Here is a 14,824-nt window from a genome sequence, read left to right on the forward strand (position 1 = left end):
AAGCGAGATCGTATGTCGAGCATGCCCGTCGCCGGGATCCGTCCCGGCCCGCCGGCCCCCGGCCACTCCCCTGAGCACACCGCAGACCTGGTCGTACGCAACGCCAAGGTGTACACCGGCGACCCCCTGCACCCTCGGGCGAGCGCGGTCGCGATCCGCGCCGGACTGATCACCGCCATCGGCGACGACGCCGACGTCCTGCCGCAGGTCGGCCCGCACACCCGCGTGGTCGACGCGCTGGGCCGGCGCGCCGTCCCCGGCCTCAACGACTCGCACCTGCACGTCATCCGGGGTGGCCTCAACTACGTGCTGGAGCTGCGCTGGGACGGCGTGCCGACGCTGCGCCAGGCGCTGGCCATGCTGCGCGCCCAGGTCGAGCGCACCCCGCCGGGCCAGTGGGTCCGGGTGGTGGGCGGCTGGTCCGCCGACCAGTTCGCCGAGCGCCGGCTGCCCACCCTCGCCGAACTCAACGCCGCCGCCCCCGACACCCCGGTGTTCGTGCTGCACCTGTACCAGTCGGCGCTGCTCAACCGGGCGGCACTGCGGGCCGCAGGCTTCACCCGGGACACCCCCGACCCGGTCGGCGGGCAGATCGTGCGCGCTCACGACGGCGAGCCGACCGGCATGCTGCTGGCCGCACCGGGCGCCCTGCTGCTGTACTCCACGCTGGCCAAGGCTCCGACCCTGGACGAGGCCGACAAGGCCGTCTCCACCCGGCACTTCCTGCGCGAGCTCAACCGCTTCGGGCTCACCTCCGCCATCGACGCGGCGGGCGGCTTCCAGAGCTTCCCGGAGAACTACGGCACCGTCACGGAGCTGGCGAAGAACGGCCAGCTGACGCTCCGGATCGCCTACCACCTCTTCCCGCAGACCGCCGGGCAGGAGCTGGACGACCTGCGGCGCTGGGTGGAGACCGTCCGACCCGGCGACGGGGACGAATGGCTGCGACTCAACGGAGCCGGGGAGAACCTCACCTGGGCGGCCGCCGACTTCGAGAACTTCTCCGAGCCGCGCCCCGAACTCGGCCCCTACGAGGCCGGGTTCGAGCAGGCCGTGCGCCTGCTGATGGAGCACGACTGGGGCTTCCGGCTGCACGCGAGCTACGACGAGACGATCCGCCGTGACCTGGCGGTCTTCGAGCGGCTGGCCGCCGAGGGCCTGTTCCCCGGCGGAAACCGCTGGCTCTTCGACCACGCCGAGACGGTCTCCACCGCGAGCCTGGACCGGATCGCGGCGCTCGGCGGCGCCGTCTCGGTGCAGAACCGGATGTCCTTCCAGGGCGAGGCGTTCGTCCGGCGCTACGGCGCGGCCGCGGCCGCCGACGCCCCGCCGGTGCGGGCGATGCTGGAGCGCGGCCTGACGGTGGCCGCGGGCACCGACGCCACTCGGGTCTCCTCCTACAACCCGTGGGTGGCCCTGCACTGGCTGATCTCCGGACGGGCCGTCAGTGGACGCGCGCTGCGCCCGGCGGCCAACCGGCTGAGCCGCGAGGAGGCGCTGGAGCTGTACACCCTCGGCGGTTCCCGGCTCACCGGCGAGGAAGAGGTCAAGGGCCGTCTTCGGGTGGGCTGTTACGCCGACCTCACGGTGCTCAGCGCGGACTACCTCACCGTCCCCGAGTCGGACATCCCGCACATCGAGTCGGTGCTCACCGTGGTCGGCGGCCGTATCGTGTACGGCGCCCAGGAGCACGAGGGCCTCGCCCCCGAGCTGCCGGCCGTGGTCCCGCTGTGGAGCCCGGTGGCACGCTTCGGCGGCTACCAGGCCACTCCGGCGCCGAGCCTGTCCGGTGTCCGGCAGGCCGAGCGGCTGGCCGAGGCGGCGGCCGACTCCGACGAGCAGCGTGCCTGGCGCGCGGCCCGCGGCCAATGGGTACCCGGACAGGGCGGCGGCCCCGCACTGGACGACCCCTGTTTCCTCTGAGCCGCCCGCTTCCGGCCTGACCGGTTCAACCACCGTGCGCCGCCGAGCCCTTGCCGCTTGGCGGCGCACGGCGTTGCCCGGCGAGAGCCGTGAAAGGACCACCTTCGTGACTTCCTCCGTCTCCCCCTCCTCCCCGTGCCCGCCCGCGGATCCACGACCGCCACCCGCTCGCACTGGCCCTGTTCGCGCTGACTGCCGCGACCAGCTCCCCCGGCGGCTTCGCCGAGTACCACCGTCACGAGCATGAGATCGCCTGCGCCAGGCTCGGCAGGAGGCGGCGGCGATCGGCTGACATGAACCGGAGGAACCGCGCACAGGTGTGTAGACGGCGGTCGGCGGAATGATCAATCCGGAACGGAGCATCGGGCTGGCGGCCCACCGTGCGTGCTAGAACCGTCGGCGGCAGTGAACGCTCACCCGCGACCACCGCCGTCAGCACCGTGCATCCATCGGCAACTCCTCCACCGAAGGCGAACCATGTCCGTCGCACGAACCGCACGAACCGTCCGATCCGCCCTGCTCGCGGCCCTCGCCGCGCTGGCGCTGCTGCTCTCCGGCGCGGCCGCCACCGCGCCCGCCTCCGCCGCCACGACCGCCACCACCGGTCTGGACGGCGTGTGGGCCTGTGACGTCCCGGCCGGCTACGTCTACGACCAGGTGTCCATGAACCGCAGCTGCAGCGGCGGCGGCACCTGGAACTCGCCGCAGTTCCACCTGCGCACGCCCGTCGACGGGCTGACCGCGTGTATCAGCACGCCGGCCTTCGTCTACGACTCCATCTCCTGGGGCTACGCGTGCAGCCAGCAGTCCGGCGTGATCTCCAACGCCTATCACCTGCGCACCCCGTACGACGGCCTCACCGCCTGCGTGGGCACCCCCGCCTTCACCTATGACTTCGTCGGCCGCAGCACCTCCTGCAACCTGTCGTACGGAAGCGGCATCCCCTCCACCACCTTCCACCTCCGCACGCCGGTCAACGGCATGTGGGCGTGCGACGTCCCTCGCGGCTGGACCTACAGCGCCACCACCTCGAACCTGGACTGCGCCAGCATCCAGGGTGTGCCGACCACCAAGTTCCGCCTGGTCGGCTGAGTCTGAGCAACACCCTTAGAACACGCGGGCGACCCGGCGGCGGCCGGGGCGCCCGCCCCGCCCTGCTCGGACCAGCTCCAGCTCCGCGATCTCCTGGTCCCCGCTGAACCCGCCCGTCGGGCGGAAGCCGAGGCGGGCGTAGAAGCCCCGGACGTCCCTCTTGCCGTGCCAGGTCAGAGCTTTCACTGGCTATTCACCGGATCCGGAGTCTTCGACTCGGTCGCCCGCAGCCTGTTCGCGGCCGGGTTCCTGCCGGTCGGATTGTTGTTCGGCGACGGGCTCGCCGGCCCGTACCGTCTTCACCTGCCGGTCCCGCCGGTCCTGCTGGTCCGGGCTCCCGCGGTCGCCGGTGTCGTCGTGGTGGCCGGGTACTCCGCCGGCACCGCCCTGGGGGATGTCGTCCATGGCTCCTCCTCGTCAGCTCCCGGGCGCCTGCCCGAGCGGGCAGTTCTCAATCGGGGAATGAGCGGGCGACCGGCTCACGAGACCGCCGCGCCCAACAGTGACGCGCTGCCTCGGCGGCAGGATGCGAGGCCGGGACCGGGTACCCCGCGGATCGATCACCCACTCCGCTTCCGGTCGCCGCGCTGCCCGGTGCGCGCGGCTTCGTCGTGACCGGCGTCGTCCTCCGGCGGCGGAACGCAGGGGTACGCGGGTCGGCGGCAGCGGCCGCGCTCTCCGCGGTGGCGTCGTAACCCTGCCGAACCGGACCGCTGTCGGGGCGTCGCGGGTCGGGCCCGTCTGCCGGGTCGGCGTGGTCGGAGGCTCTGTCCCCGTACGAGCGGTCCGCGGGCGGAGCGGCTCCGGCGGCAGCTGCAGCTGCAGCTGCCCGATCGTTCCGGTCTTCGTCGTGCGGCTCCTCGTGCTGCATGTCCTCGTCTGCCATGGGAAGCTCCTGTCGGTGCACGGTGTGCGAGTCTCGTGGCCATCGCGGCGACGGCCAGCAGTTCGGACTGCCGGTGCTGCAGGGTCCGGTTCCAACAGTCCGCGGACAGGGCGTGCTCGCTCCGCTCCGGTCGAATCGGGTCGACCTCACCGCGGCCGCCCCGCCGAACTCGGACGAGCACGCCCGCCACAAGGCGAGCGGACGAGGCCCGGGGGCGCCCGGTCGCCGGTCCGCACCCAGGCGGGGCCTCGCCGATAGCGCCGTCGGAGGTGTCGCCACCACGGCGACGACGATCGTTGTCCCACCAAGGTCATGGCAGCGCGGTGGCGTGCAGGCAGGTGTGCCGATCCGGTGCTGGCCCGGCGGTCAGAAATTCGGGCAACCTCGCCAAGGATCTCTGCCCGGAGAGTCCCGGCGACATCGGCAGACACCGGGTTGCCGTCCGTGGTGGTCTCGCCGTTGGGCCGGACCACGACGACGTCCGGCGGCCGGTGGGCACCGGGCGGACCTGGGAGGGTGACCGCGTAGCGCGTAGGGCCAGCGCCCAGCCGGACGAACAGCCGAAGCCGCACCCGCGCCGCCGGCCCCTCCGGACGGCGCAGCAACCTGCCACGTCCGCGTTCAGGAAACCCGGTCGCGAACTCACCGTCCATCACTCCACCATGGACCCCGGAGCCCAAGGCGTCAAAAGTCCTGACAGGAGCTGTCGCACGCCCCTGTGCCTGCCGTGCCCGATGCCGGACCGAGCGGGAGAAGGGCCCATCCGCCGCACGGCTGAACGACGACCGCCCGTTCGTCCCTCCTGTCGGATCGCCCGCCGTCTCACCGTCACGCCGGGTTGCCCCACAACCACCCGTGGCGGCGCCTCACTCGGCGGCGCCCGTGCACCCCCGCCGGTCGGCCGAGCCGCTGCGGGCCGTCGCCGGGCAGGCCCGGTGTGGCCGTCTGCCAGATGGGGCATCCGCATGGGTGCGTCAAGCACGTCTGCCGGGCGGTCGTGCCGGGCGCGGTGATACTGCCCGGAGCCCCGGGTGCCCGGCGCGCCGATGCTGTGAGGGCTGTTTCGTCGCGGCACCAGCGGTTAGCCGAACCCGTGCACGAGGTTCCCGGACCGCGCAGTGGAGGAGTTGGGTCATGAAGGTTTCCGACTACGTGCTCGAGCGGCTGCGCGACTGGGAGGTCGAGTACGTCTTCGCGTATCCCGGGGACGGTATCAACGGGCTGCTCGCAGCCTGGGGCCGCGCCGAGGACCGGCCGAGGTTCGTCCAGGCGAGGCACGAGGAGATGGCGGCCTTCCAGGCGGTGGGGTATGCGAAGTTCTCCGGACGGACGGGGGTGTGCGCGGCTACCTCGGGTCCGGGCGCGATCCACCTGCTGAACGGCCTGTACGACGCCAAGCTCGACCACGTGCCGGTGGTCGCGATCGTCGGGCAGACCGACCGCAGCGCGATGGGCGGCTCCTACCAGCAGGAAGTCGACCTACTGACCCTCTACAAGGACGTGGCCTCGGAGTTCTGCGAGATGGTCACCGTCCCCGCCCAGCTGCCGAATGTGCTGGACCGCGCCATGCGGGTGGCCGCCACCCGGCGCACGGTCACCGCGGTGATCATCCCGGCCGATGTGCAGGAACTCGACTACGAGCCCCCCGCGCACGCCTTCAAGCAGGTGCCCTCCAGCCTCGGTGTCCCCCGCTACGCCTTGGTCCCGGCCGAGGAGGACCTCGCGCGGGCCGCGCAGGTCCTCAACGCCGGCGAGAAGGTCGCGATGCTGATCGGGCAGGGCGCCCGTTCGGCTCGTCCCGAGGTCGAGCAGGTCGCCGACCTGCTCGGTGCCGGCGTGGCGAAGGCACTGCTCGGCAAGGACGTACTGCCCGACACCCTGCCGTACGTGACCGGTTCCATCGGTCTGCTCGGCACCCGCGCCTCCTACGAGATGATGCGGGACTGCGACACCCTCCTCGTGGTGGGCTCCAGCTTCCCCTACACGCAGTTCCTGCCCGAGTTCGACCAGGCGCGGGCCGTGCAGATCGACCTGGACCCGTCCATGGTCGGGTTGCGCTACCCGTTCGAGGTCAACCTCGTCGGCGACGCGGCCGAAGCGCTGCGCCGACTGATCCCGCTGTTGGAGCGCAAGGCGCACGGCGCGTGGCGCAAGACGGTGGAGGACAACGCGGCGCGCTGGTGGGAGGTCATGCAGCGGCGCGCCGAGGTGTCCGCGGACCCGGTCAACCCCGAGCACGTCGTCCACGCCCTCGACGCGCTGCTGCCCGACAACGCGATCCTGGCCGCGGACTCCGGGTCCGCGGCGAACTGGTACGCCCGGCACCTGCGGATGCGCGGTGACATGCGCGGTTCGCTGTCCGGGACGCTGGCGACCATGGGTCCGGGTGTGCCGTACGTGATCGGCGCAAAGTTCGCGCACCCAGACAGGCCGGCGATCGCGATCGTGGGCGACGGAGCCATGCAGATGAACGGCCTCGCCGAGCTGATCACCGCCGCGAAGTACTACCGGGAGTGGGCCGACCCGCGCATGGTCGTCGCCGTCCTGAACAACCACGACCTGAACCAGGTCACCTGGGAGATGCGCGCGATGCAGGGCGCCCCGCAGTTCGAAGCCTCGCAGAGCCTGCCCGACGTGCGCTACGCCGACCTCGCCCAGAGCTTCGGCCTGGACGGAGTGCGCGTGGAGCGGCCCGAGGACGTGGAGCCGGCGTGGCGGCGTGCGCTGGCCGCGGACCGGCCGTTCGTCATCGACTTCCGCACCGACCCGGCCGTGCCGCCGATCCCGCCGCACGCCACCTGGGACCAGATCAAGGCCGCCGCCTCCGCCGTCCTGCACGGCGACAGCGACCGGTCATCGGTGGTCCAGCAGGGCGTGAAGGCGAAGATCCAGGAGTTCCTGCCCGGCAACGGACGGAGCTGACCGGTGACCGCCGGCCAGGAGTTCGACCTCGCCGCACTCCAGCGGGCCCTGCGCGCCGAGGTGGACGGCGAGGTCCGCTTCGACGCCGGAAGCCGCGGCGCCTACGCCACCGACGGCTCGAACTACCGCCACGTCCCCCTCGGTGTGGTCGTGCCGCGGACGGTGGAGGCGGGCGCCGCCGCGGTCGGAGTCTGCTCCCGGTTCGCCGCACCGGTGCTTTCGCGCGGAGGCGGTACCAGCCTCGGGGGGCAGTGCACCAACGAGGCGGTGGTCATCGACTGGACCAAGTACTGCCACCGTCTGGTCTCGGTCGATCCACAGGGGCGGACCTGCGTGGTCGAGCCCGGCATCGTCCTGGACGAGCTCAACCGCCAACTTGCCCAGCACGGACTGAAGTTCGGTCCGAAGCCCTCCACCCACAGCCACTGCGCGCTGGGCGGCATGATCGGCAACAACAGCTGCGGCGCGTCCGCCCAGGCCTACGGCAAGACCGCCGACAACATCCGCCGCCTCGAAGTCCTCACGTACGAGGGTGCCCGGTTCTGGGCGGGCCCGACCGGCGAGGACGAGTACGCCCGGATCGTGACCGACGGCGGGCCCAGGGCGATGATCTACCAGGGGCTGCGGGACATCACCGGCCGCCACCTGGCCGAGATCCGGCGCGGCTACCCGAAGATCCCGCGCCGGGTCTCGGGCTACAACCTGGACTCCCTGCTGCCCGAGAACGGCTTCGACGTGGCCCGCGCCCTGGTGGGCAGCGAAGGGACCCTGGTGACCGTCCTGCGGGCGGAACTGGAGCTGGTCGAGGTGCCGGCGGCGGAGGCACTGCTGGTCCTGGGCTTCGACGACATCTACCAGGCTGCCGACGCGGTCCCCGACCTGCTGGAGCACAGCCGCCCCACCCAGCTGGAGGCCATCGACGGGCGGATGGCGCAGCTGATGCGCGAGGAGCACGCCTACCTCGACTCGCTGGAGAGCCTGCCCGAGGGCGACAGCTGGCTGCTGGTCCAGTTCACCGGCGACACGAAGCAGGAGGCCGATGCGCAGGCGTACGAGCTGCTGCGGGCGCTGGGTCGCGACGAGGACGACCCGAAGGTGGCGCTCTCCGACGATCCGGCGCGTGAGCAGGAGATGCTCAAGGCCCGAGAAGCGGGCCTTGGCGTGACCGCCCGGCCGCCGGACGGCTCCGAGACGTGGGAGGGCTGGGAGGACTCCGCGGTCGCCCCGGAGAAGCTGGGGGCCTACCTGCGCGACCTGGAGCGGCTCTTCGACCGGTACGGCTACCAGCAGGCCTCCCTGTACGGGCACTTCGGGCAGGGCTGCGTCCACACCCGGATCCCGTTCGAGCTGCGCGAGGGCAAGGGCATCGAGGCGTTCCGGGCCTTCCTCTTCGACGCGGCCGACCTCGTCGCCTCCTACGGCGGATCGCTGTCGGGGGAGCACGGCGACGGGCAGGCCCGCGGCGAACTTCTGCCACGCATGTTCGGGCAGACCCTGGTCGACGCGATGGGCGAGGTCAAGGCTCTGTTCGACCCCGGCAACCGGATGAACCCCGGCAAGGTCATCCACCCCCACCGCGTCGATGCCGACCTGCGACTGGGCGCCGCCTGGCGGCCCGAACCGAAGCAGACGCACTTCGCCTATCCCGACGACGGCAACGACTTCGGCCAAGCGGTGCTGCGCTGCGTGGGCATCGGCAACTGCCGCACCCACCAGGGCGGGGTCATGTGCCCCTCCTACCGTGCGACCGGAGAGGAGGAGCACTCCACCCGTGGCCGGGCGCGGCTGCTCTTCGAGATGCTCGGCGGCCACGACGACTCGCCCGTCACCGGCGGCTGGCGCTCCACCGAGGTCCGCGACGCACTCGACCTGTGCCTGGCCTGCAAGGGCTGTAAGTCGGACTGCCCGGTCGGGGTCGACATGGCCACCTACAAGGCCGAGTTCCTCGCCCACCACTATCAGGGGCGGCTGCGTCCGCCCGCCCATTACGCCATGGGCTGGCTCCCGCTGTGGGCGCACCTGACGCGGACGCTGGCGGCGCCGGGCCTGGCCAATGCCGTCCTGCACGCCCCGGCCCTGGGCCGGATGGGCAAGATGCTGGCCGGCATCGACCCGCGCCGCGCCGCACCGCTGTTCGCTGCCGATTCGTTCCAGGAGTCCTGGCACCGGGCCGCCAAGCCGCAGCCCGATCCGGGCGATCCGCGCACCGTGGTGCTGTGGCCGGACACCTTCACCAACCAGTTCCACCCGCACGTCGCGGACGCCGCGGTCCGCGTCCTGGAAGACGCCGGCTTCCACGTAGCCGTCCCGGCCGGCCCGGTGTGCTGCGGCCTGACGTGGATCTCCACCGGCCAGCTCACCACAGCTCGCCGGGTCCTCGAGCGCACCACCCGCGTGCTGCAACCGTGGCTGGAGGCCGGAACCCCGATCATCGGCCTCGAACCCTCCTGCACCGCGGTCTTCCGCACCGACGCCCCCGACCTGCTCGCAGGTGACCAGGACATCACCCGTCTGGCATCGCAGACGCGCACCTTCGCCGAACACCTCGTCAACCACGCCCCCGACAGCTGGCAACCGCCCCGGACCAGCCGGGCGGCGACCGTGCAGACCCACTGCCACCAGCACGCCGTCCTCGGCACCGGCCCGGACCGCGAACTGATGCGCCGCGCCGGCCTGGAGGCGAACGTGCTCGACGAAGGCTGCTGCGGCCTGGCGGGCAACTTCGGCTTTGAACGAGGGCACTACGACCTGTCCCGGGCCATCGCCGAGCAGGGCGTCCTGCCCGCCGTGCGCGACACCGCCCCCGGCGCCTTCGTCCTGGCCGACGGCTTCAGCTGCCGCACCCAGATCGACCAGGCCACGACTGGCCGCCAGGCCCTGCACCTGGCCGAAGCCCTCGCCCTGGCCCTGGACGGACCGCCACCCGCCGACCACCCCGAGAAGGCGATCCCGCGCCCGCAACCCCGTCCCGCGGCGGCCCGCCTGCTGACCGCAGGCGTCGCGGGCACGCTGACCGGCCTGGCTACGGCGGCCGTTCTCGCCACGCACCGACACCGCGCAAGGAGGAGGTAACCGTCATGCGATCCCTGCACGAGCGACTCCGCCACGAGGCCCGCTCCTACGCCGGAAACGACGATCGCCCGCTCGCGGCCTACACCGGCCTCATGGCGCTGTATGCCACCGCCGTGCTCGGCATCGCCGCCACCGCCCGGACCACCCGCCGCGAGCTGCCCAACCCAAGCCCATGGGACGTCACCCTGAACGCGCTGGCCATCCACCAGCTCTCCCGCCTGGTCGCCAAGGACCCCGTCACCAGCCCGCTGCGCGCGCCGTTCACCCGCTTCAACGGCACCTCCGGTCCGGCCGAACTGGAAGAGGAGGTCCGTGGCACCGGAGCGCGCAAAGCCGTCGGCGAGCTCGTCACCTGCCCGTTCTGTGTCGCCCTGTGGGTCGCCACCGCGAGCACCGCCGGGTCCGTCCTCGCCCCGCGCGCAACCCGACTCGCCACCGCCACCCTCGCGGCACTGGCCGGCGCCGACTTCCTGCAGTTCGCCCGCGCCGCTGCCCAGCAAGCCGCCGGCGAACAGCCATGACCGCCACCACCCCGACCGTCGAGGCCCTGCAGGTGCAGGTCCTCGACTTCCCCACCGACGCTCAGGAGGCCGACGGCACCCTCGCCTGGGACTCCACCACCATGGTCCTCGTCCATGCCCGCAGCCAGAACACCATCGGCCTCGGCTGGACCTACGGCGCCCCCGCCACCGCCCAGGTGATCACCGGGCAACTCCACGGCATCGTGGTCGGCCGCCCCGCCTTCGACATCCCGGACGCCAATGAAGCGATGAGCCGTGCGATGCGCAACGCCGGCCGTCCCGGCCTGATCGCGGGCGCGATCTCCGCCGTCGACATCGCCCTGTGGGACCTCAAGGCCCGCCTGCTCGGCCTTCCGCTCGTGGACCTGCTCGGTGCCGCTCGGCGCGAGGTCCCCGTCTACGGGAGTGGCGGCTTCACCACGTACACCGAACGGCAACTGGCCGAGCAGCTCGAAGGCTGGGCCGAGCAGGACGTCACCCGCTTCAAGATCAAGATCGGTGAGAACTGGGGCGCCCGCGAACGGCGCGACCTGGAGCGCACCGAGCAGGCCCGTGGGCTGATCGGCGACGACGCCGAACTGTACGTCGACGCGAACGGCGCCTACACCCGCAAACAGGCCGTCCGCGTCGGACGGACGCTGGCGGGCCTGGGGGTGAGCTGGTTCGAGGAACCCGTCACCTCCGACGACCTCACCGGCCTCGCCCACGTCCGCGACGCCGTCACCGCGGACGTCGCGGCCGGCGAGTACGGATACGACCTGCCCTACTTCGCCCGCATGGCACCGGCCGTGGACTGCCTGCAGGCGGACGCCACCCGCTGCGGGGGCATCACCGTGTGGGTGCGCGCCGCCGCCCTCGCCCAGGCGCACGGTCTCCAGCTGTCCGGGCACTGCGCACCGCACGTCCACGCGCACCCCGCAGCGGCCACGGCGAACCTGCGCCATCTGGAGTGGTTCCACGACCACGTCCGCATCGAGAACCTGCTCTTCGAGGGGACCCTCAGCCCCGGCGGGGGCTCGGTGCGCCCGGGGCGGACCGGAGAGCCCGGCCTCGGCCTGACCCTGCGGTCCGAGGTGGCGGAGCGCTTCCGTGTCCACACCTGACGAGGGCCGGCACGCCCCAACAACGCCAAGGGGCGTCACCCCGCCGGCGGGCACACGGCCCCCTACCGAGGGAGAGTGAGACGTTGACCGCCCCCATCGACGGCCCGCCCGCTCCCCATGCGCTGCGCGACTACGCCCTGCTCGCCGACGGCGAGCGCGGCGCCCTGGTCGGACCGCGCGGCGACATCGTGTGGCTGTGCGCACCCACCTGGGACAGCGACGCCGTCTTCGCGGCCCTGATCGGCGGTCCCGGCTGGTACACCGTCACCCCCGCCGATCCGTTCGTCTGGGGCGGCTACTACGAGAGCGGCAGCCTCATCTGGCGCAGCCGCTGGATCACCACCGGCGGCATCGTCGAATGCCGCGAAGCCCTCGCCTACCCCGGCGACCCGCACCGCGCGGTGGTGCTGCGCCGGATCCTGGCCGCCGACGGCGACACCCGGGTCGACGTTCACCTCCACCCGGCGCCCGGCTTCGGCGCCCACCGGCCGCGCCAGGTGCGTCAGGACGAGCAGGGGCGGTGGACGGCCCGGGCCGGCGAACTGTATCTGCGCTGGAGCGGCGCGCCGGACGCCCGGCGCGGCGACGCAGGGCTGCGCACCGCGGTGCGTGTGGCGGCCGGAGCCAGCCATGACCTGGTCCTGGAGATCTCCGACCGGCCCCTGCCGACACCCGAGCCCGCCGACGTACTCTGGCGGGCCACCGAAGCGGCCTGGACCGCACGCGTGCCCGATCTCGCGAACACCCTGGGCCGCCGCGACGCCCGGCACGCCTACACGGTCCTGACCGGACTGACGGGACCCGGCGGCGGCACGGTCGCCGCGGCGACCACGAGCCTGCCCGAACGCGCCGAGCAAGGCCGCAACTACGACTACCGGTACGTCTGGATCCGCGACCAGGCCTACATCGGCCAGGCCGTCGCCGCCACCGGACCGCACCCACTGCTGGACGACTCCGTGCGGTACGTCACCGCCCGCCTGCTCGAACACGGCCCCGCGCTCGCACCCGCCTACACCGCCACCGGCGCGGCGGTGCCCGACCAGCGCACCCTCGACCTGCCCGGCTACCCCGGAGGCTTCGACGTCACCGGCAACCACGTCAACAAGCAGTTCCAGCTCGACGTGTTCGGCGAGAGCCTGCTGCTGTTGGCCGCCGCCGCCCGCCACGACCGGCTCGACACGAACGGCTGGCAGGCCGCGCTCACCGCTGCCGACACGATCGCGACCCGCCACCGCGAGCCCGACGCCGGCATCTGGGAACTGCACAACGACCGATGGGCGCACAGCCGCCTCGCCTGCGCCGCCGGCCTGCGCGCCATCGCCGCCGCAGCACCCCGGGCCAGCGGCGGGCGCGCCGCCGGCTGGGAGGCGCTGGCCGACGCGATCGTCGCCGAGACCGCCGCCGACTGCCTGCATCCCACCGGCCGGTGGCAGCGCTCCCCGCACCAGGCCGGGGTCGACGCGGCCCTCCTACTGCCCGCCGTCCGAGGCGCCCTGCCCGCGGACGACCCCCGCACCACCGCCACCCTGCGAGCGGTGCACGCCGACCTCGTGCAGGACCACTATGCCTACCGGTTCCGCCACGACCAGCGGCCCCTCGAGGATGCCGAGGGAGCGTTCCTGCTGTGCGGATTCGTGATCGCCCTGGCCGAGCACCAGCAGAACAACGACAGGCAGGCGCTGCGCTGGTTCGAACGCAACCGCGCCGCCTGCGGCCCGCCCGGCCTGTATGCGGAGGAGTTCGACGTCGCCCAGCGCCAGCTGCGCGGGAACCTACCGCAGGCGTTCGTCCACGCGCTGATGCTCGAAGCAGCAGCCCGGCTCGCACCGGGGTCCTGGGCCGGAGCCTCGGACAGGTCGGCGCCTGCCATCGAGTAGGGCCCGGGCGCTCGGGTGCGTCAGTGCAGTGCGGCGTTGTCGGCGTCCAGCAGTTCGAGGAGCTCGGACCGGTGGAGATGCGCGATGTTTTCGAGGAGGTCGGGGTGGCGCAGCAGGGCGGCGGCCTCACTCTCGCGGGGGCCGGGGACGGTCAGGCGCAGCAGGCCGCCGTTCTCGCCACGGTGATCGGTGGCGTCGAGCGCTCGGAGGGCGCGGGTGCTCAGGGCGGGGTCGGCCAGGAGGCAGGCGGCCCAGCTGACGACGGTCTCGTCGACCCAGGTGCGCCAAGGTGCGCCCTCGGCGTGCGGGGCGCCCTCGGTGAGCCAGTCCAGCCGGTCGGCCCCGCCCGGGCCCAGGAGGTGGAGCAGTTGCACGTCGAGGTCGGTGGGGTAGCGAAGGTGGGCGGCGAGCGTGGCGGCCTGGCGGGCCTGGGCCTCGGCCAGGGCGTAGTTGACCGCGCCCGCGGGCGGCGGGTAGGCGTGCAGGAGCCAGCGGGTGCAGGCGGCGGTGACCGGCGTCAGATCGGTGGGCACGGCGATCGCTCCCTCGGGAGTGCTCGCCGCCTCCGGCGGGGCCGGTGCGCGAGCTGTTGGGCAGGGCGGCGCTGCCGCGTTCGTGACCGACCAGTGTAGGCGGGGCCACCTGTCCCCCGGTCGGCGCCCGGAAAGGCACCGGCGAACCGCGACGGCAGGAGCGACGCGCTTGGCCACCTGCCTGGTCGACGGGCGTGGGAGAGCGGGGCCGGCATGGCAGATGAGCGGGACCGTGGTGCCGATCCCGGAGTCGGCGCTGGCGCCGGCATCGGGTCGAAGCCGAGCAGGTCGATCACGGCCTGTTCGATCCGCTCCCCGATGCCGGGAGCCCTGGGCCGAGGGCTCCGCCGGCAGCCTCTGGCAGGCTGAGGCAACGGTGACGCGCCGGTCGTGGAGCTCGAACAGCCGGCGGTGAGGTAGGAGGCGCCGCAGCACCCCTCAGGTGTGTTTCGCAGGCAGGAGGCAATCTCGCGTGCCACGCGTGCGCAGGCCCGGTGCCGTGCCGCCTGCGAAGGCCGGGCGGCCGGCCGGACCGGTGAGGCAGGCACTGCGGCACAGCGTGACCGCACAGGTGTGCCGGCCGGGAGGGGATCAGGTGTGCAGGTAGCCGTTCGTCCCGTCGTGGCCGTCCGCATCCTGGTCGTCGAACCAGTAGTCGCCGTGGGCGAGGTAGCGGAAGGCGACGCGCTGCTCAGCGGGCATCGCCACCGTCACCGCGCGCATACCGTCCTTGCGGGCGGTGAGCGGATGGGTGCCGGGCTGCCAGCCGTTGAAGTCTCCGACGACGCTGACCTCCCCCATCGGGTGGTCGGCCGGCAGGACGAAGGTGACCTCGGTGGCGTTCTTGCGCCGGGCGCGCTCCAGCATGACGGGCAACTCCTTTGCAGCGGAGGGG

12 protein-coding genes are annotated in these 14,824 nt (G+C 72.8%); 7 read left to right on the forward strand and 5 right to left on the reverse strand.

The features are described 5' to 3' along the window. Window positions 1–12: 12 nt before the first annotated feature. Both OG286_RS10905 and OG286_RS10910 read left to right on the forward strand, forming a co-directional pair. Window positions 13–1,923 carry an amidohydrolase gene (locus tag OG286_RS10905; protein WP_396323490.1) on the forward strand — a complete coding sequence of 637 codons (1,911 nt, stop codon included), beginning with the start codon at window positions 13–15 and terminating at the stop codon, window positions 1,921–1,923. Between the two features lie 477 nt (window positions 1,924–2,400). Beyond that, window positions 2,401–3,015, forward strand: a complete 615-nt coding sequence (locus tag OG286_RS10910; protein ID WP_396323491.1) for a hypothetical protein — start codon at window positions 2,401–2,403, stop codon at window positions 3,013–3,015. Window positions 3,016–3,030: 15 nt separating this feature from the next. Here OG286_RS10910 and OG286_RS10915 read toward each other — a convergent pair whose 3' ends face one another. The 3 genes from OG286_RS10915 to OG286_RS10925 form a co-directional block, all read right to left on the reverse strand. Beyond that, a complete protein-coding gene (locus OG286_RS10915) occupies window positions 3,031–3,201 on the reverse strand; it encodes a hypothetical protein (protein WP_396323492.1) in 171 nt (56 codons plus the stop codon). A gap of 3 nt (window positions 3,202–3,204) precedes the next feature. Continuing rightward, window positions 3,205–3,420 (reverse strand): hypothetical protein, encoded by a 216-nt coding sequence (locus OG286_RS10920; RefSeq protein ID WP_396323493.1) that lies wholly within the window; start codon window positions 3,418–3,420, stop codon window positions 3,205–3,207. A 627-nt stretch (window positions 3,421–4,047) separates the two neighbouring features. Beyond that, the gene (locus tag OG286_RS10925; protein ID WP_396323494.1) at window positions 4,048–4,554 is read right to left on the reverse strand and encodes a DUF6296 family protein; all 507 of its coding nucleotides are present in this window, start codon (window positions 4,552–4,554) and stop codon (window positions 4,048–4,050) included. Window positions 4,555–5,035: 481 nt separating this feature from the next. On the opposite strand from OG286_RS10925, the gene OG286_RS10930 reads away from it, so the two are divergent. The 5 genes from OG286_RS10930 (at window position 5,036) to OG286_RS10950 (ending at window position 13,396) form a co-directional block, all read left to right on the forward strand. Then, the gene (locus tag OG286_RS10930) at window positions 5,036–6,823 is read left to right on the forward strand and encodes a thiamine pyrophosphate-requiring protein (RefSeq protein WP_396323495.1); all 1,788 of its coding nucleotides are present in this window, start codon (window positions 5,036–5,038) and stop codon (window positions 6,821–6,823) included. Window positions 6,824–6,826: 3 nt separating this feature from the next. Continuing rightward, window positions 6,827–9,895 (forward strand): FAD-binding and (Fe-S)-binding domain-containing protein, encoded by a 3,069-nt coding sequence (locus tag OG286_RS10935; protein WP_405365143.1) that lies wholly within the window; start codon window positions 6,827–6,829, stop codon window positions 9,893–9,895. Window positions 9,896–9,900: 5 nt separating this feature from the next. Continuing rightward, window positions 9,901–10,416, forward strand: coding sequence for a DUF1360 domain-containing protein (locus OG286_RS10940; protein ID WP_396323497.1), 516 nt, complete (start codon window positions 9,901–9,903; stop codon window positions 10,414–10,416). Beyond that, the gene (locus tag OG286_RS10945) at window positions 10,413–11,519 is read left to right on the forward strand and encodes an enolase C-terminal domain-like protein (protein ID WP_396323498.1); all 1,107 of its coding nucleotides are present in this window, start codon (window positions 10,413–10,415) and stop codon (window positions 11,517–11,519) included. Before OG286_RS10940 ends, OG286_RS10945 begins: the two co-directional genes overlap by 4 nt. 83 nt (window positions 11,520–11,602) lie before the next feature. After that, window positions 11,603–13,396, forward strand: coding sequence for a glycoside hydrolase family 15 protein (locus OG286_RS10950; protein ID WP_405362033.1), 1,794 nt, complete (start codon window positions 11,603–11,605; stop codon window positions 13,394–13,396). Between the two features lie 20 nt (window positions 13,397–13,416). Here OG286_RS10950 and OG286_RS10955 read toward each other — a convergent pair whose 3' ends face one another. After that, the gene (locus OG286_RS10955; protein WP_396323500.1) at window positions 13,417–13,929 is read right to left on the reverse strand and encodes a hypothetical protein; all 513 of its coding nucleotides are present in this window, start codon (window positions 13,927–13,929) and stop codon (window positions 13,417–13,419) included. 591 nt (window positions 13,930–14,520) lie between these two features. Continuing rightward, window positions 14,521–14,796: an isoamylase early set domain-containing protein gene (locus tag OG286_RS10960; RefSeq protein ID WP_396323501.1), complete on the reverse strand. Its 276-nt coding sequence runs from the start codon at window positions 14,794–14,796 to the stop codon at window positions 14,521–14,523. Window positions 14,797–14,824: the final 28 nt, after the last annotated feature.

It is taken from the genome of Kitasatospora sp. NBC_00039 (assembly GCF_045160625.1).
In the GTDB taxonomy this organism is placed as follows: Bacteria; Actinomycetota; Actinomycetes; order Streptomycetales; family Streptomycetaceae; genus Kitasatospora.

Bases quoted from the DNA above. Each gene is read 5' to 3' on its own strand.
- OG286_RS10905 (WP_396323490.1), top strand. From the start codon at position 13: ATGTCGAGCATGCCCGTCGCCGGGATCCGTCCCGGCCCGCCGGCCCCC.
- OG286_RS10910 (WP_396323491.1), top strand. From the start codon at position 2,401: ATGTCCGTCGCACGAACCGCACGAACCGTCCGATCCGCCCTGCTCGCG.
- OG286_RS10920 (WP_396323493.1), bottom strand. From the start codon at position 3,420: ATGGACGACATCCCCCAGGGCGGTGCCGGCGGAGTACCCGGCCACCAC.
- OG286_RS10925 (WP_396323494.1), bottom strand. From the start codon at position 4,554: ATGGACGGTGAGTTCGCGACCGGGTTTCCTGAACGCGGACGTGGCAGG.
- OG286_RS10930 (WP_396323495.1), top strand. From the start codon at position 5,036: ATGAAGGTTTCCGACTACGTGCTCGAGCGGCTGCGCGACTGGGAGGTC.
- OG286_RS10940 (WP_396323497.1), top strand. From the start codon at position 9,901: ATGCGATCCCTGCACGAGCGACTCCGCCACGAGGCCCGCTCCTACGCC.
- OG286_RS10945 (WP_396323498.1), top strand. From the start codon at position 10,413: ATGACCGCCACCACCCCGACCGTCGAGGCCCTGCAGGTGCAGGTCCTC.
- OG286_RS10960 (WP_396323501.1), bottom strand. From the start codon at position 14,796: ATGCTGGAGCGCGCCCGGCGCAAGAACGCCACCGAGGTCACCTTCGTC.